The sequence below is a fragment of the Sinorhizobium sp. 7-81 genome (assembly GCF_030124405.1).
Taxonomy (GTDB): Bacteria; Pseudomonadota; Alphaproteobacteria; order Rhizobiales; family Rhizobiaceae; genus Sinorhizobium; species Sinorhizobium psoraleae.
Window position 1 is genome coordinate 286,421 of the sequence record NZ_JASKLT010000004.1, and the last position, 21,542, is coordinate 307,962.

Consider the following 21,542-nt stretch of genomic DNA (forward strand, 5'->3'; position numbering starts at 1 on the left):
ATGGCGCGCAGAAGCCACAGCCGCCCTGCTCCGTGCCCGCAATTCACAGGCACGAATTCCAGGCTGAAGGCACAGTTGGTCTTTTTGGGAGAGCGCGCCATTCAATTGAGGCGTCGCAAGATTTCCGACACAGATCGGAAGGGGTAGTTGCGCCCGCGACGAGCGGGCGCAAAAGCTTACTTCAGCAGGTCCTTCACGAGGCCGGACGCCTTGGCGAAATCCATCTGGCCGGGATAGCGCTCCTTCAGCGCGTTCATGCACTTGCCCATGTCCCGAAGGCCGTGGGCGCCCGTCTCCTGGACGACGGCGGCGCAGGCCTGCTTCACCTTGTCCTCGGAAAGCTGTTCGGGCAGGAACTGATTGATGACAGCAATTTCCTGGCGTTCCTGCTCCGCGAGCTCGGGGCGTCCGCCCTCGTCATAGATGCGGGCGGACTCTTCGCGCTGTTTGATCATCTTGGCGAGGATCTGCATGATCTCGTCATCGCCGACCGGGTCCTTGCCCTGGCCGCGATTGGCAATGTCACGATCCTTGATCGCCGCCTGGATCAACCGGACGGTCGATGTGCGCCGCGTGTCCTTGGCTTTGAGTGCGTCTTTCAATGCGTTCGCGAGTTGGTCGCGCATGTCTTTACTCCATGTCGAAACCGGCCCGCGGTGCTTGTGCCCGGAACCGGCTCGATTACGTCGTTGTTGTCGTCGTCTTAAACCAGTGCGGCAGGTACAATCAAACGGATTACGCAACCAATTGAATTATAAGGAATTTTATTTCCTCACAATTCAAGGCGGCCGGTTGACCCGATCGACGCCTTTGGCTATTTTCCGGCACCTGCACGACATCGGCATGAAACCTTTTTCGCGGGGTTCCCGCGCGCCATGCCGCATGCACTTGAAATGGCGATGAACCGACCGGCTTTCAAGCCGCGCCTTCCGCCGCAACGGGATAGGAACGATGACCGCGACACCCGCATGGACAACTCAAAAACCCACCGCCCTTCTCGTTCTGGCCGATGGTACCGTGATTGAAGGCAAGGGCATCGGCGCGACCGGCAAGGTTCAGGCCGAGGTCTGTTTCAACACGGCGCTGACCGGATACCAGGAGATCCTGACGGACCCTTCCTATCTCGGCCAGATCGTCACCTTCACTTTCCCGCATATCGGCAACATCGGCACCAATGACGAGGATATCGAAGACCTGACGCCCGCCGCCCGCCACGGAGCCGTCGGCGTCATCTTCAAGGCCGACATCACCGAACCGTCGAACTACCGTGCCGCCAAGCACCTCGACGCCTGGCTGAAGGCGCGCGGCATCATCGGCCTCTGCGGCATCGACACGCGCGCTCTGACCGCCTGGATCCGCGAAAACGGCATGCCGAACGCAGTCATCGCCCACGACCCCGCCGGCGTCTTCGACGTCGATGCGTTGAAGGCCGAGGCCAAGGCCTGGAGCGGCCTTGAAGGCCTCGACCTCGCCAAGGTCGCGACCTCCGGTCAGTCCTACCGCTGGAACGAAAAGCCCTGGGTCTGGAACGAGGGCTATTCGACGCTCAGCGAGACCGACGCCGCCTATCATGTCGTGGCCCTCGACTATGGCGTCAAGCGCAACATCCTCCGGCTCTTTGCCGGCCTCAACTGCCGGATCACGGTTCTGCCGGCTCAGTCAAGCGCCGAGGAAGTGCTCGCCCTCAATCCGGACGGCATCTTCCTCTCGAACGGCCCAGGCGACCCGGCCGCGACCGGCGAATACGCCGTACCGGTGATCCAGGACCTGCTGAAGACCGATATTCCGGTCTTCGGCATCTGCCTCGGTCACCAGATGCTGGCGCTGGCGCTCGGCGCCAAGACCGAGAAGATGCATCAGGGGCACCACGGCGCCAACCATCCGGTCAAGGATCACACCACCGGCAAGGTCGAGATCGTCTCGATGAACCACGGCTTCGCAGTCGATTCGAAGTCCCTGCCGAAAGGTGTTGAAGAGACTCACATTTCGCTTTTCGATGGCAGCAACTGCGGCCTGCGCGTGACCGGCAAGCCCGTCTTCTCGGTCCAGCACCATCCGGAAGCCTCGCCGGGTCCGCAGGACAGCCACTATCTCTTCCGCCGCTTCCTCAACCTCGTGCGCGAGAAGAAGGGCGAACCGGCGCTTGCCGAACGCTGAGAAACACAATCCGCTTCTTAAAAGGCTCGCTCCCGCGGGCCTTTATTTTTTCGACGTCTGCCGCAGCATCAAATGTCGCCGAGCCGCGCCGCGATGAAATCGACGGCGGCACGCACGGACGGCAACTGCCCGCGCCGGTGCGGCATCAGGATCGTCGTTGTCACACGACCCGCAATCCACTCGGGCAGCATGCGTACGAGCGCACCGCTGGCGATCTCGTTGCGGCAAAGCTTGCCGGGCGATGCGGTAATGCCGAGCCCCACCACCGCCGCCTCGCGCAGAACATGCGATTCATCCGCCACGAAGCGCGGCTTCGGCGACACGCCGACAATTCTTCCATCCGCATGCTCCAACACCCAGCCCGCCGATGCCAGCGATGTCAGCAAGCCGTCGTGATGCTCGAGATCTTCAGGATTTTCGGGTGCGCTGCGCCGATCGAGATAGGCCGGCGACGCCACCAGCCAAATGGTTTCAGAAGCGACACGGCGCTGCACAAGGCCGGAATCCGGAAGTGGCGCGAAATGGTCGCGTACAGCGATGTCGAACCCTTCATGGATGAGGTCGACGAACCGGTCCGTCGCATGCATCACGACGCGGATCTTCGGATAGGCGACCGCTAGTTGCGGCAGCAGCGGCGCGAGCGAGAGCTGTGTCGTCGGGACGGATGCCGTGATCCTGACCGTGCCGCTTGGCTCCGCAAGCCTGCCCTTGACCACGCTTTCGGCCGCTTCCGCTTCGATGATCATTGCCGCCGCGTGACGATAGAAATCCTCTCCCGTTTCGGTCACCGAGAAACGGCGCGACGTGCGGTTGATGAGCCGAACGCCTAGGGCTTTTTCAAGTTCCGCCACACGCTTGCTAAGCGTCGATTTCGGTACGTTGAGCGCGCGAGCCGCCGGAGCGAAGCCCCCGTGATCCACGACGTGGACGAAAAGCATGAAGTCGTTGAGGTTCGCCATAGGCCCGATAGATCGTCCACATTCACAGATGATAAGTCCACACTTGCCCATCTAGCACAAGTTCGTCCACAAATGCATCTCTTCCTCAGCGTTCATTCGAAACAAGAGGAAGACATCGTGACCATCTATCAAGGAAAGAAGGCCGTCGTGATCGGCGGCACCCACGGCATGGGACTGGCGACGGTCGCACGGTTGGTCGATGGCGGCGCGGACGTGCTGCTGACCGGACGCAACGAAGGCAATATCGCAACGATCAGAGAGATGTTTGGTGCGCGCGTCCACGCCCTGCGCTCTGACATCGCAGATCTCAACGACATCGCGGTCCTCGGTGCGGCTGTTGGTCAGAAGCTCGGCGCGATCGACCTTCTCCACATCAACGCCGGCATTTCGGAACTTGAGGCGTTCGACAAGGTAAGCGAGGCCTCCTACGATCGTCAGTTCGCCATCAACACCAAAGGCGCGTTCTTCACTGTCCAGCGGCTGGCGTCGCTGATCCGCGACGGCGGTTCCATCGTCTTCACCTCATCGGTTGCCGACGAAGGCGGGTATCAGGGCATGAGCGTCTACAGCGCCACCAAGGCGGCGCTCGTTTCCATCGCCTCCGTACTCGCTGCTGAGCTTCTGCCGCGCGGCATCCGCGTCAATACGGTCAGCCCAGGTTTCATCGACACACCGACCAAGGGTGCCGCCGGCCTTACGGATGCTGAACGCGCCGAATTCAAGGCGCTCGGCGACGCGGTCACACCGATGAAACGCAACGGCACCGCCGACGAAGTGGCGCGCGCCGTGCTGTTCCTGGCCTTCGACGCCACCTTCACCACGGGCGCAAAGCTCGCCGTCGACGGTGGCCTTGGCCAGAAGCTGTCCACGCCAGCCTGACGCCCGGAGGAAGATCATGAGCAGGATTTCCATTCTCGGCCTTGGCGCGATGGGTTCGGCGCTGGCGGCAACGCTCATTCGAAAGGGCCACGAGGTCACGATCTGGAACCGGACATTGTCACGGACCGAGGCGCTTGCCGCCATCGGTGCGACTGTTGCGGCTGGCCCCGCCGAGGCAGTCGCAGCCAGCGAGCTTGCGATCGTGTGCGTCCTCGACTACGCCGCCGCCCGTGCGGTTCTGGCGCCGGCGGGAGATGCGCTCCGTGGCCGCGATGTTGTCAATCTCACCAATGGCACGCCCGACGATGCGAAGAGTCTCGCCGCATGGGTGGAGGCAAAGGGCGCGCGTTACCTCGACGGCGGCATCATGGCGATCCCGCCGATGATCGGCGAGGCCGGCGCCTTGATCCTCTACAGTGGCTCGGGCGCCCTTCTCGAAAAACATAAGGCAGCGCTCGGCGCGCTCGCTACCTGCCGTCTGCTCGGCGAGGACCCAGCCCTTGCGGCGCTCTATGACCTCGCGCTGCTTTCAGCAATGTACGGTCTCTTCTCAGGCTTCCTGCATGCCGGCGCGCTGGTGGCAAGCAGCGGCGGCAAGGTGGCTGATTTCCTGTCGCTTCTCCTGCCTTGGCTCGAAGCGATGAGCGGCACCCTTCCCGACCTTGCCGAGAAGATCGACAGCGGCCTGCATAGCCGCAATGTCGTCTCCAATCTCGCCATGCAGACGATCGCTCTTGAGAACATCGTCAGAGCGAGCCAGGAGAGGCACATTTCGCCCGACTTCATCGAACCCATGCGACAACTCGCCGCCGCTCGGGTCGATCGAGGTCATGGCGGCGACGATATCTCTGGCGTCGTCGAATTGATCCGGAAGCAAAAGTGAATCCGCTTTCAACGCGATAGGTCCCTTGCGTGAATCGAATTCTCAGGCCGTTGAATCGACTTCTGAACAACAAAGCCCGCCAGTGCTGGCGGGCCTTTCCGTCGTCGAGGATCGTTGCTGTTACCTGCAGGCGGCGCAGAAGCGCTGAATGCGCCGGCAAGCCTCTTCGAGGAGCGCCTCGGACGTCGCGTAGGAGATGCGGAAGTTCGGACCGAGACCGAAGGCCGAACCATGGACAACCGCCACGCCTTCCGCCTCCAGAAGCTCCGACACGAAGTCCTCATCCGTCTCGATGACCTTGCCGGACGGCGCGGTCTTGCCGATGAGGCCGGCGCAAGACGGATAGACGTAGAAGGCACCTTCCGGCGTCGGGCAGGAAATGCCCTTGGCCTGGTTCAACATCGAGACGACAAGATCGCGCCGGCCCTGGAAAATCTCCTTGTTGCGCGGGATGAAATCCTGCTGACCGTTCAGCGCCTCGACAGCGGCCCACTGTGCGATCGAGGTCGCGCCCGAGGTCTGCTGACCCTGGATCATGTCCATCGCCTTGATGAGCTGCAGCGGGCCTGCGGCATAGCCGATGCGCCAGCCGGTCATGGCATAGGCCTTGGAGACGCCGTTCATCGTCAGCGTACGGTCGTAGAGGCCGGGCTCGACCTCGACCGGCGTTGCGAACTTGAAGTCACCATAGGTCAGGTGCTCGTACATGTCGTCCGTCAGAACCCAGACATGCGGATGCTTCATCAGCACGTCCGTCAGCGCCTTCAGTTCGTCGTGCGAATAGGCAGCGCCCGAAGGGTTAGACGGCGAGTTGAACACGAACCACTTGGTCTTCGGCGTGATCGCCTTTTCAAGGTCCTCGGCCTTAAGCTTGAAATTGTTTTCCTGCTCCGTCGAGACAAAGACCGGGGTGCCGCCGCAAAGCGCCACCATCTCCGGATAGGAGACCCAGTAAGGCGCCGGGATCACGACTTCATCTCCCGGGTTGAGCGTAGCCATGAAGGCGTTGAAAAGAATCTGCTTTCCACCGGTGCCGACGATCGTCTGCGCCGCTGTGTAATCGAGATTGTTCTCACGCTTGAACTTCTTCGCGATGGCCTCGCGCAGTTCCGGGATGCCGGAAACGGGCGTGTACTTCGTCTCGCCGCGGTTGATCGCATCGATCGCGGCCTTCTTGATGTTGTCCGGCGTATCGAAATCCGGCTCCCCTGCACCGAGGCCGATGACGTCACGGCCTTTCGCTTTCAGCTCACGGGCTTTCTGCGAAACGGCGATGGTGGCGGAAGGCTTTACACGGGAAAGGGCATCGGCAAGGAAGGCCATGGTGTGAGGTCCTGATCGTTTCGAAACAGCGTGAAGCGCTACGGAACGGGAAGTCAGGCTCCATAGCGGTTAGGTCTATGTCGAAAGAAGCCCGGTCTTGCAAGCACTCGAGCGGGAAAAACGCCGCCAAGGCGGCTCAAAATGCGTCACCATGACAAAGTTTCATGAATGCCATCGAGGCGATCGATCGCCAGGCCACGCCTTCGACACCCACAGCTTCTGACGAGACCGGTTTTCAAAACAGCCAGGCGGTCCGCACGATCGTGAAAATGAGAGCACCAGGCGATGCCGCCCTAGGTCCGGATTTTCTCAAAAAAATCAGCGCGTTTCGCCCTTTTCCGCAACGCCTTAATTTGGTCACAACAACTGTCGCAGAGCGCCGCAATTTAGTCCAGCAACAGCCGATTTCCGGGTCTTTTCTACCCTGACGCGAATGCATTGACATCGTGGGGGTATGCAATGTTTCTCGATGACGAAATCGCCGCCGCGCGCACGCGGCGCAACGAGGCGCGCTGGGGCTTCTACCTGGCGCTCGCAGCACTTGCAGCCTGCATCGTGATGATACTCGGTCTGATGGCACAGGCTTCGGCGCAAACGGCCGAGGCCGAACCGCAGCGGCTGGTCACGTTTCTCGAGCAACAGCCACCGAACATGTTTGAAGCGGCAGTCGGGAATCGCAGCGAACGCGCCATGGTGGTCGCGGACCACATCGCGGACGCGCCGACGGCGCATGCCGCAAGCCTGATCGCCGAGGCGATCAGCCAGGTGAACCTGCCGCAGATGGCAACTGCGGCCGACCGGCAGATCCTGATCGGCTTGATGTTGCTTGCCATGGCGCTGATGTCCGGCACGACCTTCGCCCTCTGGCGGCAGCAGATCGCGGCCTTCGTTGTCGCAAAGGTTCACCATCATGGCTGACGACGATCTGCCCGAACAGCGCGCCGGCTTCCTCGCCCGACTGTCGGCAATCGAAACGATCGTCGTGGCGATCATCGCTCTCGTTGCCCTTGCCGGTCTGCTGCTGATCGGCAAGGGTTTCTACATGAAGGCCAAGGCCGAGCTCGCCGGCGAAGAGCGCGCTGTTCCGCTCACCACCGGCTCGATCGCCCGATAAAGCCGTTTTGATCCGATTTGACTTGAAAGGCACGCCGCTGCGTCCCAGCTTACGCTACAGCGTCGCGCGTCTCATCGGACGCGCGCATGTGCCCTTAAATCGGCTGCGATTTAAGGGCACATACGAGGCCGAAAACGCAATCCGGAGAATGCCATGCAGCGCTGGCTCTTGAGAGCAGGTTTGACCAATATTCAGGCCGGCTTTGCGCGGTCCACGGCCGCTCTGCTTTCCGGGTTTCTCTGCCTCGCTGCCCCGCAGCCAGCCTTCGCGCAGCGGGCGCAGGAATTTTCGACCCAGTCCGGCACCGTGCTCGTCGAGACACTCGCAACCGGGCTCAGCCATCCCTGGGCAGTCGAGGTGATGCCGGACGGCGGGCTCATCGTCACCGAGCGCCCGGGACGATTGCGAATTCTGCAGGGCGGCAAGCTGTCGCCTCCGATCGAGGGTGTGCCCGACGTGGCCGCACGCGGCCAGGGCGGATTGCTCGATGTCGCCCTGGATCCAAAGTTCGCCACCAACCGCGTACTTTATCTGACCTATTCCGCGCGCGGCGACGGCGGCTACGGTACGGTCCTCGTCCGAGCGGAACTCTCCGACGACCAGCGCAGCTTGACCGATATGAAGGAACTATTCCGGATGAGCAAGTTCACCGGCAGGGGCCAGCATTTCGGCGCGCGCATCGCCATCGACAAGGACGGCAGCCTGTTCTTCGGTATCGGCGATCGGGGTCAGCGGGACCGAGCCCAGGACCCGCGGGATCATGCCGGCGCCATTCTGCACATCAACCCCGACGGCAGCATTCCGGCATCCAACCCCTATCGCGGTGGCACCGAGGGTCGGGCGGAGATCTGGTCGAAGGGGCACCGCAATCCGCAAGGCATCACTTTCGACCAGGGCGACGGCAGGCTTTTGACGGTCGAGCATGGCGCGCGCGGCGGCGATGAAGTGAACAATCCACAGCCGGGCAAGAACTACGGCTGGCCCGTGGTCACCTACGGCAAGGATTACTCCGGCGCGGAGATCGGCGAAGGCACGGCCAAGGAGGGCTATGAACAGCCGCTCTACTATTGGGATCCGTCGATCGCCCCGGGAGCGCTTGCGGTTTACCGCGGCAGCATGTTTCCGGAATGGGACGGCGACCTGCTGATCGCCGCGCTGAAATACAAGCTGCTCGCCCGCCTGGAGCGGGACGAAAATGGCGCAATCACCTCCGAGGAGCGGCTGTTCGATGGCGAATTCGGCCGCATTCGGGACGTGATCGTCGCGCCGGACGGTGCGCTTCTGATGGTGACCGACGAAGAGAATGGCGCCGTACTCCGGGTCTCCAAGGCCCCGACGCAATAACAGCGTCTGGAGCAATTCCAGAAACTGGGGTTGTTTTCAGTCCGGAATTTCGAAGTTCGAAGCATCGGATCATGTTCGAAGCGACGCCCGCACTTCCTTGCGAAACATGAACTTGAGCCCCGACCAGGTCGAATCGACGGCACAGACCTTCACGTCGACGAGATCGAGCGGCAGAAATATCTCGCGCAAGGCATTCTCGGTCAGGGTCGTCGCAACACCTGAGGCCCTCTTCGGCCAAGAAACCCAGAACATTCCATCGGCCTTCAGCCGCGCTGCGAGCGGCACGGCCCGGGCTTCGAGCGCGGTACGCTCGGTTTCGAAGACATGGATGTAGTCATAGCGGCGCGAGGCGACGCGGTCGATCGAGAGATCCATGAGCGACGTCTCGACGAGGGCAAGACCGGGGAAGGCTGCGATCTCGGGAAGTTCGGCCGGAACGGCGAGAAGGAGCGCGGCCTGCCCGTCGCGCAGGCCGAGCTTTTTTGCCAGCGGCATTCCGGAATAGCCAGCGCGGCTCATTGCCGTTTCCTTCGTGGCTGCAGGCCCAGATTTGTCGAGCGTCATCGTAGCGTCGCCGGTTTTTTAGCCACAACGAAAGCGCGAGGATGAGGCTTGCCCGGCAAAAACGCAACTGATAGAGCGGCAAGGCAATTACCGGAGCGGCATGGCTTTGGATTGCTTCGATCCAAAACCGTTATGCTCCGGGAGCACAGCCGTGACTCGCCTCCAGGCCAATCTCTTCCTGCTGTTTTCCGGCGCGATCTGGGGCGCCGGTTTCGTCGCCCAGTCGACGGCGATGGAGGCAATCGGTCCGCTCTGGTTCATCGGCCTTCGCTTCGCGATCGCGACGATCGTCGCGCTGCCGCTGGCGCTGGTCGAAACGAGGCTCTCCACGGCTCCGCTTCCGCGAAAGTCGATCCGCAACTTCGTTTTCATCGGCCTGGCGCTCTTCGGCGGCGCGGTGACGCAGCAGTTCGGGCTGCTGACCACCAGCGTCACCAACTCCGGCTTTCTGACGGGCCTCTACGTCGTCTTCGTGCCGATACTGACCGTCGTGTTCCTGCGCCGCAAGCCGCACTGGGTCATCTGGCCGGGTGCCTTGCTTGCGAGCTTCGGCATCTACCTGTTGAGCGGCGGAGCTCTGTCGAGCCTGACCGGCGGAGACCTTCTGACAATCGTCTGCGCCGTCTTCTGGGCGATCCAGATGCTGCTCGTCGGCATCTTCGCCTCCCATACCGGTCGGCCGATGCTGCTGTCGATGGTGCAATTCGCCGTCTGCGCCGCACTCGGTTGCCTGTTCGCAGCCTTCTCCGAACCCCTCAGCCTCGATGTGATCAGGAACGCCCTGCCCCAGATCCTTTACGCCGGAGTTTTTTCGAGCGGCGTTGCCTTCATCTGCCAGGTTGTCGGCCAACGCTACACGACGGCGCCACAGGCGGCGATCTTCCTGTCGAGCGAAGCCCTGTTCGCCGCCCTTTTCGGCGTACTGCTGCTTGACGAAGTCATCACGCCGATCGGTTACGTCGGCTGTGCCGTCATCTTCGTCGCGATGCTGGCGGTCGAGCTTGTTCCGGAACTGGCGAGAAGGCGCCAGGAGGCGGAAGCAGCCGCTTGAAGCGGCGTGCCGCGGCAAGATCTTCTGCACTGCTGGCAAGCTGAACTTACCGTATTACTTATTACTGTCCAACAGCGCCGCTTTTGCTTCAAATCGAGACGCTCTGGCGCGCCGCGCGAGAGCACCGTAGTATTCCTTGCAGTTTTTCTGCAAAATTTGCGGCTCCGCTTTGATCGCGTGCGGAACATGAGACATATCAGACGCTTGCGATTTTTCGGCGAGGCTGCACAAAGCAGCGGCATGATCGAGAGCGACAGAATATGGCGCAAACAGTCCAGCCAAATCGCAGCTTTGTTCAAAAAGCTGTGATTTCAACAGCTTGCGATGCATTCCGAATATTCCACGCCTAAACCGCAACTGACCGGTTTTTGAGCAATGGGAAGCGGCAATACCTCGTCAGAAAAGTTTTGCTTGCCAATTCAAAATAAACCCATCACTCTTACTCTGTTCGGGCAATCTGCGAACACGGGAAGATCTTGAATATAAGCGGGCCGGAGACGCAAACCACTCCGGGCGGCCAGACCGGGGGGAGGCTTATTTTCCCTTCCTATGGCTGGCTGCGAGAACAGGACCCTTTCCTCAAATGTCGAGAACTGCCTGCCCCCACGCCCATTTTGGGCAAAACTGCAATGCTGCCCGCGCCGTCAAGCGGGTGGAGAGAAAAGGACCTGACGCATGGCCGAAACTGGCACTGTAAAATTCTTCAACACCGACAAGGGCTTTGGTTTCATCAAGCCTGACAACGGTGGTGCAGACATCTTCGTACATATTTCTGCCGTGCAGGCTTCGGGCCTGAGCGGTCTCACGGAAAATCAGAAAGTAAGCTTCGACACCGAACCCGATCGCCGCGGCAAAGGCCCGAAGGCGGTCAACCTGCAGATCGCCGGCTGATACGGCGCCTGTTGACAGATTCAAGTTGGAGCCCGGCAATCTTGCCGGGTTTTTTCATTCAGGCTCCGTTCAGTTTGGGCGCCATAGAGTCCGGCCATCATGAAAACCGGAACTGATTCCGGCCCCATGCATAGGATTGAAGCCCATGAACAAGTTCTTCAAAGCCGCCGTTCTCTCGGTTGCCGCAGCCACCATGGTTCTCCCGACCGTCGGCACCGCCCAAGCAGGAGGTCGCGATCACGATGACGCGTGGGCGGCGGGCGCCGTGGGCCTGGTCGCAGGCACGCTCATCGGCGGCGCGATCGCCTCGCAGCCGCGCTACTATAACGAGCCGGTCTATGTCGATCCGGAACCCGAATATTATGAACCGCGCCCGGTCTATCAGCCTCGCCCCGTTTACCAGCCGCGCCCGGTCTATCAGGCCCGCCCGGTCTATCGCCAAGTCGTTGTCGATAGCTATGACCTCGAGCCCTGGACGCCGGCCTGGTACCGCTATTGCTCGCAGCGCTACCGCTCGTTCGATCCGGACTCCGGCACCTTCGTCGGCTATGACGGTCTCCGGCATTTCTGCAGCGCAGGCTGATCTCATTTGAACGCAATAGGCTTAATCAAGAAGGCACATGCCTCGCGCGAGGCATGTGCCTTCTTGATTCTCCCGGCCACCTATAGCCACTGCATGTTTCCTTCGATCGTTCACGAAGGAAACATCCAGGAATATCAGAGGCCCCTGAGATAAGGATTGCTGCGGCGCTCCTCGCCGATCTGCCCGCCCGGGCCGTGGCCGCAAATGAATCCGACATTGTCACCGAGCGGCAGGATCTTGTCGCGAATCGAGGCAAGCAGTTGCTGGTGGTTGCCGCCCGGCAAATCGGTGCGCCCGATCGAACCGTGGAAGAGCACGTCACCGACATGGGCGAAATTCTGCACCCGGTTGAAGTAGACCACGTGACCCGGCGCATGACCCGGGCAATGCAGCACTTCGAAAACATGATCGCCGAAGGAGACCGTATCGCCGTCTTCGAGCCACCTGTCGGGCAGGACGTTCTGCACCTTCATCGTCAGGCCGAAGCGCTCCGCCTGGCTCTCCAATCGCTCAAGCAGGGGCTGGTCGTCCTTGTGCGGGCCGATGATCTCGAGCCCCAGCGCCTCCTTCAGTTCCTTGGCGCCGCCGGCGTGATCGATGTGGCCATGCGTAAGCCATATCGCTTTCAGCGTGATACCGTTCTCACGAATGGTCTGCAGGATGATATCGACGTCGCCGCCCGGGTCGACGATCACGCCCTCTTTGGTTTCACTGTCGAACAGCACCGTACAGTTCTGCTCGAAATGCGTAACCGGGATAATGCCCGCCTGTAACATGCAACCGCGCCTCGCTGCTGGATCGTCTTCAGGGTTGATGCAGGCGTACCTCCACGCTTCCCGTTCCGATCTGGACCTGTTTCGCGCCACCTATAGCGTCATATGGGTGGGATGACAGCCGAATTCAGCGCAGCGCGGCGATTTCCGGTGGAGGCGTTGGCGAAGGGAATTGCACTGTCGTCAGCAGCAGGGCCGATACCACCAGTTCCGATGCCACTACGACGATCACCAGCGGGCGAAGCCGCTGGGCCGTGGTCCTGCTTTCGTCGATGAGTTCCTGCTTCATTTCACCGCTCCCGGATTGCAACAGACCGCCCCCTTCCGGGACGGGAAAGTATCGGCGCTTCAAGCAGCCGTTCGAGGATCGCGCCGGCCGGCCTTCTCGACCTGATCGCTCCTCTCGAAGCAATGTGTCTCATCCTCACATTTAGTGATGTCACAGGGGGAACATCCCGGCTGCACGAGGCGTTTCGCCTCCATCACGTAAGAGGAGCAAGACGATGAAAACCCCTTCCCCCCACCTGTTTCGAGCGGTCGCGGCAGCGGGTTTGATGCTCGCCGCCGGCGCGTCGACGGGTTATGCAGCAATGAGCGCAACCGCGGTTACGGATCTGAACATCCGCGCAGGCCCGGGGCCGCAATATCCGGCAATCGGTCTTGCAACGCGCGGCAGCCCCGCGGTTCTCGACGGGTGCATCCAAGGCAGCAATTGGTGCCGGATCAGCGTCAACGGTATGCGCGGCTGGGCCTATGCCAGATATCTCGCAACCGATATGGGCGGGTCCACCGTCGTGATCGAGCAGCGGCGCGCGGATCTCCCCATCCCCGCCGTGACCTATGAAGTGCAGCCTGGGGATCCGGTGATTGCCACCAGCCCCGAACCACTTGAACTGATCGGGCCGGTGGAGGAGGTTGATGCCATCACGCCGCCACCGGCGGTGCGCACCTACATCACCCAAAATCCGGCCGATACGGTCTATCTCGATGGTGAGGTCGTCGTCGGCGCCGCATTGCCGAACACGGTCGCCGTCCAGCAGATCCCGGACTACGATTACCAATATGTCAGCGTGAACGGACAGCCCGTTCTGGTAGAACCTGCGACACGACGCATCGTCTACGTCTATCGCTGACACGGCCGAGGATCCGGGGCTCCGCTAGCCTCCCCTCCCAACAGGACACAGCGCGCCACGTTAGGCGCGCTGGAGACCAGTGATTCGCCGAATCACGCGCGCATATGCGCCTCTGCGGCGGAAGAAATCCTTGACTTCCGCAAACTGCATCCTTCAACAGCCAAGCGACGATAAAAAGAAGAACTAGTGATATAGATCAGGATCTTATAGGGAGTCCGGCACTCTGCCAGGCACTATCCGCAACGACCGCCCCGCACAGCCGCGACGGCAAAATTGACAAGTTTCCAGTTTCGGTCTCAACCTGACCGTGCCGGATCATCGGCGCATCGCGACTCTCGGACGAGGGCCGCAAGACGGAGGGATCAATGGAAGCATTAATGCCTATCATTACCCAGTTGATCGCGGGGGCGGCTGGTGGCAACGCGGCCAGCGCCATGCTGAAGCAGCAGGCATTCGGGGTCGTCGCACGCACGATCGTCGGAGCCATCGGGGGCCTTGGCGGCGGGTTCCTGATCCAGATGCTCGGCGGGGAAGCAGCCGCCACCGGCCTTGTCATGCAGGCAATTGGCGGCGTTGTTGGCGGCGGCGTGTTGAGCGGCCTCGTAGGACAATTCCTCGGCAAAACAGCATGAAGTCTCGCGAACAATATCCGTAGCAAGACAAAAGGCGGCCGCGGGCCGCCTTTTCTGTTTCCGATTGCTTCAAGAATATTTCCGGTTCGACAGAGGCGCAAAAAACGTTACGCACTTTCCTGAAACTGCTCTATTCCGCTGCGGCGGCGACCGGATGAACTTCCTTCGTATAGTCGTTCATCAGCGTTTCGGTGATCGCAGCCGGCGTGAAGCGATAGGGGCCGATCTCGGATACCGGCGTGACCTCGGCGGCCGAGCCGGTCAGGAAGCATTCCGAAAAACCGGAAAGCTCTTCCGGCATGATCACCCGTTCAACCACCTCATAGCCTCGGCGCTTGGCAAGCTCGATGACGGTTCGCCGCGTGATACCGTCGAGGAAGCAGTCCGGCACAGGCGTATGCAGGACGCCGTCCTTGACGAAGAAGACGTTGGCGCCGGTCGCCTCGGCCACCTGACCGCGCCAGTCGAGCATCAGCGCATCTGCATAACCCTTGGCTTCGGCCGCGTGCTTGGAGATCGTGCAGATCATGTAGAGGCCCGCCGCCTTCGACTTCGACGGAGCGGTTCTGGGATCGGGGCGACGATACTCGGCGATATCGAGACGAATGCCCTTCAACTTTTCCGCGGGGTTGAAATAGCTGCCCCATTGCCAAATGGCGATGGCGACGTTGATGCGGCTGTTCTGCGCGGAGACGCCCATCTGCTCGCTGCCGCGCCAGGCGATCGGACGCACGTAAGCCTCGGAAAAACCTTGGCGCGTCAGCAACTCCTTGCTGGCGCTGTCGAGTTCCTCGACGGAATACGGAATCTTGAAGCCCAGGATGTCCGCCGACTGGTGGAGCCGCTGATTGTGTTCTGTGAGCTTGAAGATGCGCCCGCCATAGGCGCGTTCGCCTTCGAATACGGCGCTCGCATAATGCAGCCCATGTGTCAGCACATGTATCTTGGCATCCTTCCAGGGCACGAATTCGCCGTTGAACCAGATTTCACCGTCCAACTGATCAAAAGGAATAGCTGCCATGGTGTTCTCCTCCGGCGCCTATGCACCATATCTACTGTTGATTATCTTGCTGTTTCCAGTTTATCGGCAAACAGACTGAGGGAGAATTCAATTTCACGATTTTGGATTTGCGAACCGAAACGCGCGGCATATCCTCCAACGGGTCCGATATCTCGCCCGACGAACCGACCGCTATCAACGCGGTAAAAATATGTCAACAAAACTGACATATTTTGCGATATATTTCGCGAAGTGCAATTTGGTTGAAAGGAAATGACTGCGTGCCCGGCCGACCCAAGGACAACACCGATTACCTGACCGAAGTTGTCGGTGAGGACGAAGATACGATAGATTTCGAGATCATCGAGCTGCTGTTCTTTGCCTATCGCGACTTCACCGGCGACCCGGACGCAATACTCGAAAAGAGCGGCTTCGGCCGCGCGCATCACCGCGTCGTGCACTTCGTCAACCGTGAGCCCGGCATGACCGTTGCCGATCTTCTCGAGACACTGAAGATCACCAAGCAGAGCCTTGCGCGCGTGCTGAAGCAGCTCATCGATTCCGGCTATATTCGGCAGGTAACCGGTCCTGAGGACAGGCGGCAGCGAATGCTCTACACCACCGAGGAAGGCAAAGCGCTGGCGCGGGCGCTGGCGGAGCCACAGTCCCGCCGCATAGCCGAGGCATTGGCAAAAACGGGTCCCGGTGCGCGTGAAACCGTGAAGCGTTTTCTCGCCAACATGAAGAATGCCGCCGCGGACTGATCTTCATGGGGTCTGCGCTTTGAGCTTCCGAGCGAGGCGGGCAGACCCCTGGAATCGGGGAATTGGTGGGCGGGCGCCGCGCTTCCACGTGAAATGCGTGATCCAGCCAGCCAGGCTTTGCGGAAAATGAGGGTAGTCGAGCCATGACAGTAAAAGCGAAAGTCTCCGATGATGCGGCGCATCTTCTGATCGTCGATGACGACAGGCGGATTCGCGACCTGCTCAACCGCTACCTGGTCGAGCAGGGTTTTCGGGTGACGACTGCAGCAGATGCCGACGAGGCGCGGCGCAAGCTGATCGGCATCGATTTCGACCTTCTGATCGTCGACGTCATGATGCCCGGCGAGAGCGGCATTCAACTGACGCAGAGCCTGAGGCAGATCAAGACAGTGCCGATCATCATGCTGACGGCGCTGGCGGAATCGAATTCGCGCATTGAAGGCCTCGAGGCCGGTGCGGACGACTATCTGCCGAAGCCTTTCGAGCCGCGCGAACTCGTGCTCAGGATCAACAACATCCTGCGCCGCAACCAGCCAACCCAGGCACCGAAGGTCGATCAGGTCATTTTCGGGCCCTACACCTTTTCCGTGGTCCGCAAGGAGCTTCGCCGCGGCGCCGACCATATCCGGCTGACCGATCGCGAGCAGGAAATCATGACCCTGTTTTCCCAGCGCGCCGGCGAAACCATCCCCCGGCATGAACTGATCGGAGACGATGCCGAGGTTGGCGAGCGGACGATCGACGTGCAAATCAACCGGCTGAGGCGCAAGATCGAGGACGACCCGTCCAACCCCGTCTGGCTTCAGACGGTGCGCGGCATCGGCTACCGGCTGAGTGTGGACTGACATGCGGAATATTCCGGCAAGCGCGGCAAAGAATCATGGCGAGCTTTGACAGCATCAGGCGCGAAAGAACGGGCCCCGGCGACGGCGCCTGGAAACGCCTGGCGCGGTGGTTGCGCCGCCGCCTGCCGATCGGCCTTTACGCACGTTCACTGCTGATCGTCATCATCCCGATGGTGCTGCTGCAGTCGGTCGTCGCCTTCGTCTTCATGGAGCGCCACTGGCAGCTCGTCACGCAACGCCTCTCGGCCGCCGTGACCAGCGACATAGCTGCAATCGTCGATCTGATCACGACCTTTCCGCGCGATGGCGATATCGACCAGGTCGTGCGCATCGCCCGTGAACAGCTCAATCTCAACATTGCCGTCGAGCCTGGCGGTGATTTGCCGCCGCCACGCCCCAAGCCCTTCTTCGAAATACTCGACCAGATCCTCAGCGAGGAGATTTCGGACAAGATCCGCCGCCCCTTCTGGATCGACACCGTCGGCAACTCGAAGATCGTCGAGATCCGTATCAAGCTCGATGATGGCCGTATCCTCAGGGTCTATGCGCGGCGCAACCAGGCCTATGCATCCAACACCCATATCTTCCTGGTCTGGATGGTCGGCGCCTCGCTCGTGCTGCTGACGATCGCGATCCTCTTCCTGCGCGGGCAGATCAGGCCGATCCTGGCGCTGGCGAGCGCCGCCGAAAATTTCGGTAAAGGCCAGAAGATCGACGACTTCGCGCCGCGCGGTGCCGAGGAGATCCGTCGCGCCGGTCTTGCCTTCATCCTGATGCGCGAGCGCATCGAGCGCCAGATCGAGCAGCGGACTGCAATGCTGACAGGCGTCAGCCACGACCTGCGCACGATCCTCACGCGCTTCAAGCTGCAGCTCGCGCTCGCCGGCAACAATCCGGACCTCGAAAGTCTCAACCAGGACGTCGAGGACATGCAGAACATGCTGGAAGGCTACCTGTCCTTCGCGCGTGGCGAAGCAGAAGAGGACGTCGGCCAGCTGAAACTCAGCGATCTCATGGCCCGTCTCGCGGCCGAGGCGGAGCTATACGGCAAGACACTGACGACCTCCATCGAAGGCGAAGACGACATCCGCGTGAGGCCTGCGGCCTTTACGCGTCTCATCGCCAATCTGGCCTCGAATGCCTATCGCTATGCGAACTCGGTGCGAATTGAGGCGCGCCACAGTGCCAAATGGCTGACGATCACAGTCGACGACGACGGCCCGGGTATCCCCGAGCGCTCCAGGGAGGATGTTTTCAAGCCGTTCTTCCGCCTCGACGAGGCGCGCAATCTCGACAGCTCCGGCACCGGGCTCGGTCTCGCGATCGCCCGCGATATCGCGCGAAGCCATGGCGGAAACGTCATTCTTGGCGACAGCCCGCTCGGTGGCTTGCGCGCAACCGTACGTGTGCCGACGTGATCAGTCACGGCGCCCTGCGCGCCGGATAGCAGCGGCTTAGAAGCGCCGTCTCTGGATCCGGATTACCGAGAATAGGTAGCGGTCAGGCCGCGCCGACGATTGAAGCGATGCCAGGCCTCGATCCGGAGCGGATAACGAGCACGCATCGCATCGAGCGGGGCAAGGAGCCTGCCCTCGCGGCCAAGGGACGCATCGAGGATTTCGATGATCCGTCGGTTCGGCCAGGGCTTGCGCGTGATCGTCAGCAGCGCGGCGAAGGCTTCCTCTTCCCTGCCCTCTCCCAACTGATGGGCAATGAGCCCGTAGGCGAGGGCCGTCGAGCGGCTGACGCCGGCATGGCAATGGACAAGGATGCGGCTCGATCGATCGTCGGCCACCGGCCTCATCGCCGCGAAGACTTCCTGAACGAGATCGGGGAAATGCTGCGTCGCACCGGCATTTTCCTGATCACGCATGCGCACGACGCGGTGGGCGACTTCGGCGATGACCGGCACGTCCACTTCCGGCAGCTCCGGATCGAGAAGCGAAAGCACGTGGCTCGCCCGCCATTCTCGCGCTGCGTCCGCCGCCCTCCACAGGCAGGAGACCTTGACGCGTTCATGGATCAGATCGCCGCTCAATATCATCACACTCACATCAGCTTCTTGCCGTTCGGAACCGGCCTGTCGGTCGCCGCCAGCACGATCGCGCCGGCCTCGTCTTCAAAACCGAGGGTCAGCACTTCGGAACGAACGGGACCGATCTGACGGGGCGGAAAATTGACCACGCCCAGCACCTGTCTTCCGACGAGATCCTCCGGTTTGTAATGCACCGTAATTTGTGCGGATGACCGTTTTATGCCGATTTCCGGGCCGAAATCGATTTTCAGTTTGAGGGCGGGCTTGCGCGCCTCCGGGAACGGTTCGGCCTCGACGATCGTGCCGACGCGAATGTCGACGCGCTCGAAATCGGCGAAGGAGATCGTTTCGGTCATGATTGCACTCTGAATTATCCGGCCAGTTCCTCGGCCCGTTTGCGCGCAGCGGCAATCGCCTCGTCGAAGAGCGGCTGCATCCCGTCATCCGCCATAAGAACAGCAAGCGCGGCAGCGGTGGTTCCACCGGGAGAGGTCACATTCTGGCGCAACCGCGCGGCTTCGTCGGGGGACTGATGCAGGAGTTCACCAGCCCCCGCGACGGTTTCCCGAGCGAGTCGCATGGCGAGGTCCGCCTTGAGACCGGCTTTGCGCCCGGCCTCCGCCATGCACTCGACGAGATAGAACACATAGGCCGGTCCGCTGCCGGAAAGGGCCGTGACGGCATCGATGTCGGCTTCGGTCTCGACCCATTCGACAGGGCCGCTGACCTTCAGAAGGTCGTGAACCAGCGCACGCTGCGCGTCCGTCACGTGAGCATTCGCGTATGCGCCCGTCACGCCGCGGCCGATCATCGCCGGCGTGTTCGGCATGGCCCGCACCGTTGCAGCTTCGCCCAGATGGCTTTCGATGAAACCGAGCGTCTTGCCGGCGGCGACGGAAACGATGACCGTTTCGGGACCGACGAGCCCTTTGAGCGGCGGCAATACCGCATCCATGACCTGGGGTTTGACAGCCAAGAAGATCACGCCTGCCTTGACGCCTTCCGGCGCGGACGTGGCGTGGCTGACGCCATTGTCGGCGATAAGCTTGGCCATCGCCGGCTGGGGCCCCGGATCGATGACGAGGACGTCGGCGCCCTTGACGCCGCTCTTCAGCCAGCCGCCGAGCATCGCGCCGCCCATATTGCCGGCACCGATGAGAACGATTGGACCGGAAACGGCTACAGCCACCTCACGCCTCCCCGACGGTTTCGAACAGCACCGCATCGACTGCACGCTGCGCATCCATTCCGGACCAGACGACGAACTGGAACGCCTGGAAATAGGATTCGCAAGCATCGAGCGCACTCGACAACAGCACCTCGACCTGCTGGTTCGTCGGCTCCGCGCCGCCCGCGAGCAAGAGAGATTGACGGAAGATGATGACTTCTTCTTGGCGCCAGAGATCGAAATGCCCCATCAGCACCTGACCGTTGATGTGGGAGAGGAGCCGGATCACCTCGTTGACGCGACCTTCCGGCACCTTGATGTCAAAGGCGCAGGCCAGATGCAGCGCCTCGAACTCCTCCATCCAGGAGAAGGAAACGTGATAGTCCGCCCATTTGCCTTCGACCGTCATGGCGATCTCGTCTTCGCCGGATCGCTCGAACGACCAGTCGTTGTTTGCGGCCACGAACTCGATCATATCGACCGGGTTGGATTGGCGCTCGACTTCCATTTCCAAAAGGCTCATGCATCACCCTAACGGTGCGGCACAGGCGCGCATGATCGCGTTCACAAAACGCAACGCTGCAAACCCAATACCAGATACGGACACACTATGATTGCTGGACGCACGGCCATCCTGGCTTACTTACCCTGCCCGGAGCTTACGTGATCCGTTTCGAATCATCATTTAAAATCAGTGTATAACGGCAGAGTCAGCCTGCCAGCCCCTCAGGCGAAAAATTGCGGCGAAGAACGAGGGCCGCGTTGTGATTTTGATTCAGCGCAGGTGCATAAACGACTCTGCCATAAGGATTTTTTGGCAGTGTCCACAGGTGGAAAACTTTCGAGATTTTATTAACCCTGCCGCGCCGTGCATCTTTTCGGACCTACAAAGGTCGCCGTAGCACTTTGAACGGCCGTTGCTTCAAATCGGGAAACGATTGATGGAATCACTCACCTGCGAGCGAAACCCCGCAGGAAGCGATGCGACGCTCGCGGTTCGCTCCAATCAAGTGGGCGAAGCGAGGCGAGCCGAGCCGCGGCGAGCGCTGCCCCGTCGGCCGCTACTTTTTCTCGCCGGCCTCCGCGAGGCGCGCTTCCAGCGCTTCGATGCGGGCAAGCAGCGCGTCGTTTTCCTCGCGCGCCTTGACAGCCATCTCCTTGATGGCCTCGAATTCCTCGCGCTTGACGACATCGAGCGAATTCAGCCAGCTTTCGGCCTGTGCGCGGAAAGCCGTTTCGACCTCGCGTCGCACGCCCTGGGCAGCGCCCGCCGCATCGGTCATCAGCTTGGCAAAATCGTCCAGAATGCGGTTGGCTCCAGTGCTCATCGTCCAGATCTCCATTTCAGCATCGCGCGTAGCAGCGCGGTCTTGAAATTCAGGTAGGATCGTCGGCGGAAGGATGCAAGAAAAATAAGACGGCACCGAGATCACGGACCGGCACT

At 61.1% G+C, this 21,542-nt stretch carries 28 protein-coding genes; 15 read left to right on the forward strand and 13 right to left on the reverse strand.

Annotation, left to right across the window (positions count from 1 at the left end):
• Window positions 1-176: 176 nt before the first annotated feature.
• Window positions 177-626 carry a GatB/YqeY domain-containing protein gene (locus QN224_RS17250; RefSeq protein WP_269282104.1) on the reverse strand — a complete coding sequence of 150 codons (450 nt, stop codon included), beginning with the start codon at window positions 624-626 and terminating at the stop codon, window positions 177-179.
• Window positions 627-951: 325 nt separating this feature from the next.
• Between QN224_RS17250 and carA the strand changes: the two genes are divergently transcribed.
• Window positions 952-2,157 carry a glutamine-hydrolyzing carbamoyl-phosphate synthase small subunit gene (gene carA, locus QN224_RS17255; RefSeq protein WP_283977687.1) on the forward strand — a complete coding sequence of 402 codons (1,206 nt, stop codon included), beginning with the start codon at window positions 952-954 and terminating at the stop codon, window positions 2,155-2,157.
• A 68-nt stretch (window positions 2,158-2,225) separates the two neighbouring features.
• On the opposite strand, the gene QN224_RS17260 is transcribed toward carA, so the two are convergent.
• Window positions 2,226-3,116 (reverse strand): LysR substrate-binding domain-containing protein, encoded by an 891-nt coding sequence (locus QN224_RS17260; RefSeq protein ID WP_283977688.1) that lies wholly within the window; start codon window positions 3,114-3,116, stop codon window positions 2,226-2,228.
• Between the two features lie 117 nt (window positions 3,117-3,233).
• Here QN224_RS17260 and QN224_RS17265 point away from each other — a divergent pair, with 117 nt between their 5' ends.
• The gene (locus QN224_RS17265; protein WP_283977689.1) at window positions 3,234-3,995 is read left to right on the forward strand and encodes an SDR family oxidoreductase; all 762 of its coding nucleotides are present in this window, start codon (window positions 3,234-3,236) and stop codon (window positions 3,993-3,995) included.
• 16 nt (window positions 3,996-4,011) lie between these two features.
• Window positions 4,012-4,878: an NAD(P)-binding domain-containing protein gene (locus QN224_RS17270; RefSeq protein ID WP_283977690.1), complete on the forward strand. Its 867-nt coding sequence runs from the start codon at window positions 4,012-4,014 to the stop codon at window positions 4,876-4,878.
• 120 nt (window positions 4,879-4,998) lie between these two features.
• Here QN224_RS17270 and QN224_RS17275 read toward each other — a convergent pair whose 3' ends face one another.
• Window positions 4,999-6,201 carry a pyridoxal phosphate-dependent aminotransferase gene (locus QN224_RS17275; RefSeq protein WP_173509621.1) on the reverse strand — a complete coding sequence of 401 codons (1,203 nt, stop codon included), beginning with the start codon at window positions 6,199-6,201 and terminating at the stop codon, window positions 4,999-5,001.
• A 164-nt stretch (window positions 6,202-6,365) separates the two neighbouring features.
• On the opposite strand from QN224_RS17275, the gene QN224_RS17280 reads away from it, so the two are divergent.
• From QN224_RS17280 to QN224_RS17295, 4 genes are all read left to right on the forward strand, one after another.
• Window positions 6,366-6,629 (forward strand): hypothetical protein, encoded by a 264-nt coding sequence (locus tag QN224_RS17280; RefSeq protein WP_283977691.1) that lies wholly within the window; start codon window positions 6,366-6,368, stop codon window positions 6,627-6,629.
• 31 nt (window positions 6,630-6,660) lie between these two features.
• Entirely contained in the window at window positions 6,661-7,119 is a 459-nt protein-coding gene (locus QN224_RS17285; protein ID WP_283977692.1) for a hypothetical protein, read from the forward strand.
• Window positions 7,112-7,315 (forward strand): hypothetical protein, encoded by a 204-nt coding sequence (locus tag QN224_RS17290; RefSeq protein WP_283977693.1) that lies wholly within the window; start codon window positions 7,112-7,114, stop codon window positions 7,313-7,315. The genes QN224_RS17285 and QN224_RS17290 overlap by 8 nt, the downstream gene beginning before the upstream one ends.
• Window positions 7,316-7,468: 153 nt before the next feature.
• Complete coding sequence (locus tag QN224_RS17295; RefSeq protein ID WP_283977694.1) at window positions 7,469-8,659, forward strand: PQQ-dependent sugar dehydrogenase; 1,191 nt, start codon at window positions 7,469-7,471, stop codon at window positions 8,657-8,659.
• A 69-nt stretch (window positions 8,660-8,728) separates the two neighbouring features.
• On the opposite strand, the gene QN224_RS17300 is transcribed toward QN224_RS17295, so the two are convergent.
• Window positions 8,729-9,178, reverse strand: coding sequence for a hypothetical protein (locus QN224_RS17300; protein ID WP_283977695.1), 450 nt, complete (start codon window positions 9,176-9,178; stop codon window positions 8,729-8,731).
• 196 nt (window positions 9,179-9,374) lie between these two features.
• On the opposite strand from QN224_RS17300, the gene QN224_RS17305 reads away from it, so the two are divergent.
• Entirely contained in the window at window positions 9,375-10,274 is a 900-nt protein-coding gene (locus QN224_RS17305) for a DMT family transporter (RefSeq protein WP_173509616.1), read from the forward strand.
• Between the two features lie 54 nt (window positions 10,275-10,328).
• On the opposite strand, the gene QN224_RS17310 is transcribed toward QN224_RS17305, so the two are convergent.
• Window positions 10,329-10,604 carry a hypothetical protein gene (locus QN224_RS17310; protein WP_173509615.1) on the reverse strand — a complete coding sequence of 92 codons (276 nt, stop codon included), beginning with the start codon at window positions 10,602-10,604 and terminating at the stop codon, window positions 10,329-10,331.
• Window positions 10,605-10,949: 345 nt separating this feature from the next.
• On the opposite strand from QN224_RS17310, the gene QN224_RS17315 reads away from it, so the two are divergent.
• Complete coding sequence (locus QN224_RS17315) at window positions 10,950-11,165, forward strand: cold-shock protein (protein WP_128442587.1); 216 nt, start codon at window positions 10,950-10,952, stop codon at window positions 11,163-11,165.
• Window positions 11,166-11,310: 145 nt separating this feature from the next.
• Window positions 11,311-11,748 carry a BA14K family protein gene (locus tag QN224_RS17320; protein ID WP_173509614.1) on the forward strand — a complete coding sequence of 146 codons (438 nt, stop codon included), beginning with the start codon at window positions 11,311-11,313 and terminating at the stop codon, window positions 11,746-11,748.
• 134 nt (window positions 11,749-11,882) lie between these two features.
• Here QN224_RS17320 and QN224_RS17325 read toward each other — a convergent pair whose 3' ends face one another.
• On the reverse strand, window positions 11,883-12,524 hold the full coding sequence (locus QN224_RS17325) for an MBL fold metallo-hydrolase (protein ID WP_173509613.1): 642 nt from the start codon (window positions 12,522-12,524) through the stop codon (window positions 11,883-11,885).
• A gap of 124 nt (window positions 12,525-12,648) precedes the next feature.
• Window positions 12,649-12,810 (reverse strand): hypothetical protein, encoded by a 162-nt coding sequence (locus QN224_RS17330; RefSeq protein ID WP_283977696.1) that lies wholly within the window; start codon window positions 12,808-12,810, stop codon window positions 12,649-12,651.
• Window positions 12,811-13,075: 265 nt separating this feature from the next.
• Between QN224_RS17330 and QN224_RS17335 the strand changes: the two genes are divergently transcribed.
• Window positions 13,076-13,654, forward strand: coding sequence for a DUF1236 domain-containing protein (locus QN224_RS17335; RefSeq protein ID WP_246299539.1), 579 nt, complete (start codon window positions 13,076-13,078; stop codon window positions 13,652-13,654).
• A 365-nt stretch (window positions 13,655-14,019) separates the two neighbouring features.
• On the forward strand, window positions 14,020-14,286 hold the full coding sequence (locus QN224_RS17340) for a hypothetical protein (protein WP_173509610.1): 267 nt from the start codon (window positions 14,020-14,022) through the stop codon (window positions 14,284-14,286).
• A gap of 130 nt (window positions 14,287-14,416) precedes the next feature.
• Here QN224_RS17340 and QN224_RS17345 read toward each other — a convergent pair whose 3' ends face one another.
• On the reverse strand, window positions 14,417-15,307 hold the full coding sequence (locus tag QN224_RS17345; RefSeq protein ID WP_283977697.1) for a branched-chain amino acid aminotransferase: 891 nt from the start codon (window positions 15,305-15,307) through the stop codon (window positions 14,417-14,419).
• Between the two features lie 260 nt (window positions 15,308-15,567).
• Here QN224_RS17345 and QN224_RS17350 point away from each other — a divergent pair, with 260 nt between their 5' ends.
• From QN224_RS17350 to QN224_RS17360, 3 genes are all read left to right on the forward strand, one after another.
• Window positions 15,568-16,050 (forward strand): MarR family transcriptional regulator, encoded by a 483-nt coding sequence (locus QN224_RS17350; RefSeq protein ID WP_269282091.1) that lies wholly within the window; start codon window positions 15,568-15,570, stop codon window positions 16,048-16,050.
• Between the two features lie 143 nt (window positions 16,051-16,193).
• Window positions 16,194-16,895 carry a response regulator gene (locus tag QN224_RS17355; protein ID WP_173509607.1) on the forward strand — a complete coding sequence of 234 codons (702 nt, stop codon included), beginning with the start codon at window positions 16,194-16,196 and terminating at the stop codon, window positions 16,893-16,895.
• Window positions 16,896-16,930: 35 nt separating this feature from the next.
• Window positions 16,931-18,313 carry an ATP-binding protein gene (locus QN224_RS17360; RefSeq protein ID WP_283977698.1) on the forward strand — a complete coding sequence of 461 codons (1,383 nt, stop codon included), beginning with the start codon at window positions 16,931-16,933 and terminating at the stop codon, window positions 18,311-18,313.
• A 62-nt stretch (window positions 18,314-18,375) separates the two neighbouring features.
• On the opposite strand, the gene QN224_RS17365 is transcribed toward QN224_RS17360, so the two are convergent.
• The 5 genes from QN224_RS17365 to QN224_RS17385 all read right to left on the reverse strand — a co-directional run bounded on the left by QN224_RS17365 (window position 18,376) and on the right by QN224_RS17385 (window position 21,426).
• Window positions 18,376-18,939, reverse strand: coding sequence for a protein tyrosine phosphatase (locus QN224_RS17365; protein WP_283977801.1), 564 nt, complete (start codon window positions 18,937-18,939; stop codon window positions 18,376-18,378).
• A 5-nt stretch (window positions 18,940-18,944) separates the two neighbouring features.
• Window positions 18,945-19,286 (reverse strand): tRNA-binding protein, encoded by a 342-nt coding sequence (locus QN224_RS17370; protein ID WP_269282089.1) that lies wholly within the window; start codon window positions 19,284-19,286, stop codon window positions 18,945-18,947.
• Window positions 19,287-19,300: 14 nt separating this feature from the next.
• Window positions 19,301-20,119, reverse strand: coding sequence for a pyrroline-5-carboxylate reductase (proC, locus tag QN224_RS17375; RefSeq protein ID WP_283977699.1), 819 nt, complete (start codon window positions 20,117-20,119; stop codon window positions 19,301-19,303).
• 1 nt (window position 20,120) lies between these two features.
• Complete coding sequence (locus QN224_RS17380; protein WP_173509603.1) at window positions 20,121-20,621, reverse strand: YbjN domain-containing protein; 501 nt, start codon at window positions 20,619-20,621, stop codon at window positions 20,121-20,123.
• Window positions 20,622-21,159: 538 nt separating this feature from the next.
• On the reverse strand, window positions 21,160-21,426 hold the full coding sequence (locus QN224_RS17385; protein ID WP_269282087.1) for an accessory factor UbiK family protein: 267 nt from the start codon (window positions 21,424-21,426) through the stop codon (window positions 21,160-21,162).
• Window positions 21,427-21,542 lie beyond the last annotated feature (116 nt).

Excerpts from the sequence above, each read along its gene's own strand:
- QN224_RS17260 (WP_283977688.1), bottom strand. The coding sequence starts at position 3,116 with ATGGCGAACCTCAACGACTTCATGCTTTTCGTCCACGTCGTGGATCAC.
- QN224_RS17310 (WP_173509615.1), bottom strand. The coding sequence starts at position 10,604 with ATGCATCGCAAGCTGTTGAAATCACAGCTTTTTGAACAAAGCTGCGAT.
- QN224_RS17270 (WP_283977690.1), top strand. The coding sequence starts at position 4,012 with ATGAGCAGGATTTCCATTCTCGGCCTTGGCGCGATGGGTTCGGCGCTG.
- QN224_RS17250 (WP_269282104.1), bottom strand. The coding sequence starts at position 626 with ATGCGCGACCAACTCGCGAACGCATTGAAAGACGCACTCAAAGCCAAG.
- QN224_RS17370 (WP_269282089.1), bottom strand. The coding sequence starts at position 19,286 with ATGACCGAAACGATCTCCTTCGCCGATTTCGAGCGCGTCGACATTCGC.
- QN224_RS17285 (WP_283977692.1), top strand. The coding sequence starts at position 6,661 with ATGTTTCTCGATGACGAAATCGCCGCCGCGCGCACGCGGCGCAACGAG.
- QN224_RS17385 (WP_269282087.1), bottom strand. The coding sequence starts at position 21,426 with ATGAGCACTGGAGCCAACCGCATTCTGGACGATTTTGCCAAGCTGATG.
- QN224_RS17330 (WP_283977696.1), bottom strand. The coding sequence starts at position 12,810 with ATGAAGCAGGAACTCATCGACGAAAGCAGGACCACGGCCCAGCGGCTT.
- QN224_RS17280 (WP_283977691.1), top strand. The coding sequence starts at position 6,366 with ATGAATGCCATCGAGGCGATCGATCGCCAGGCCACGCCTTCGACACCC.
- QN224_RS17275 (WP_173509621.1), bottom strand. The coding sequence starts at position 6,201 with ATGGCCTTCCTTGCCGATGCCCTTTCCCGTGTAAAGCCTTCCGCCACC.
- carA (WP_283977687.1), top strand. The coding sequence starts at position 952 with ATGACCGCGACACCCGCATGGACAACTCAAAAACCCACCGCCCTTCTC.
- QN224_RS17365 (WP_283977801.1), bottom strand. The coding sequence starts at position 18,939 with ATGATATTGAGCGGCGATCTGATCCATGAACGCGTCAAGGTCTCCTGC.
- QN224_RS17315 (WP_128442587.1), top strand. The coding sequence starts at position 10,950 with ATGGCCGAAACTGGCACTGTAAAATTCTTCAACACCGACAAGGGCTTT.
- QN224_RS17290 (WP_283977693.1), top strand. The coding sequence starts at position 7,112 with ATGGCTGACGACGATCTGCCCGAACAGCGCGCCGGCTTCCTCGCCCGA.
- QN224_RS17360 (WP_283977698.1), top strand. The coding sequence starts at position 16,931 with ATGGCGAGCTTTGACAGCATCAGGCGCGAAAGAACGGGCCCCGGCGAC.
- QN224_RS17320 (WP_173509614.1), top strand. The coding sequence starts at position 11,311 with ATGAACAAGTTCTTCAAAGCCGCCGTTCTCTCGGTTGCCGCAGCCACC.
- QN224_RS17300 (WP_283977695.1), bottom strand. The coding sequence starts at position 9,178 with ATGAGCCGCGCTGGCTATTCCGGAATGCCGCTGGCAAAAAAGCTCGGC.
- QN224_RS17345 (WP_283977697.1), bottom strand. The coding sequence starts at position 15,307 with ATGGCAGCTATTCCTTTTGATCAGTTGGACGGTGAAATCTGGTTCAAC.
- QN224_RS17295 (WP_283977694.1), top strand. The coding sequence starts at position 7,469 with ATGCAGCGCTGGCTCTTGAGAGCAGGTTTGACCAATATTCAGGCCGGC.
- QN224_RS17380 (WP_173509603.1), bottom strand. The coding sequence starts at position 20,621 with ATGAGCCTTTTGGAAATGGAAGTCGAGCGCCAATCCAACCCGGTCGAT.
- QN224_RS17335 (WP_246299539.1), top strand. The coding sequence starts at position 13,076 with ATGCTCGCCGCCGGCGCGTCGACGGGTTATGCAGCAATGAGCGCAACC.
- QN224_RS17340 (WP_173509610.1), top strand. The coding sequence starts at position 14,020 with ATGGAAGCATTAATGCCTATCATTACCCAGTTGATCGCGGGGGCGGCT.
- QN224_RS17325 (WP_173509613.1), bottom strand. The coding sequence starts at position 12,524 with ATGTTACAGGCGGGCATTATCCCGGTTACGCATTTCGAGCAGAACTGT.
- QN224_RS17355 (WP_173509607.1), top strand. The coding sequence starts at position 16,194 with ATGACAGTAAAAGCGAAAGTCTCCGATGATGCGGCGCATCTTCTGATC.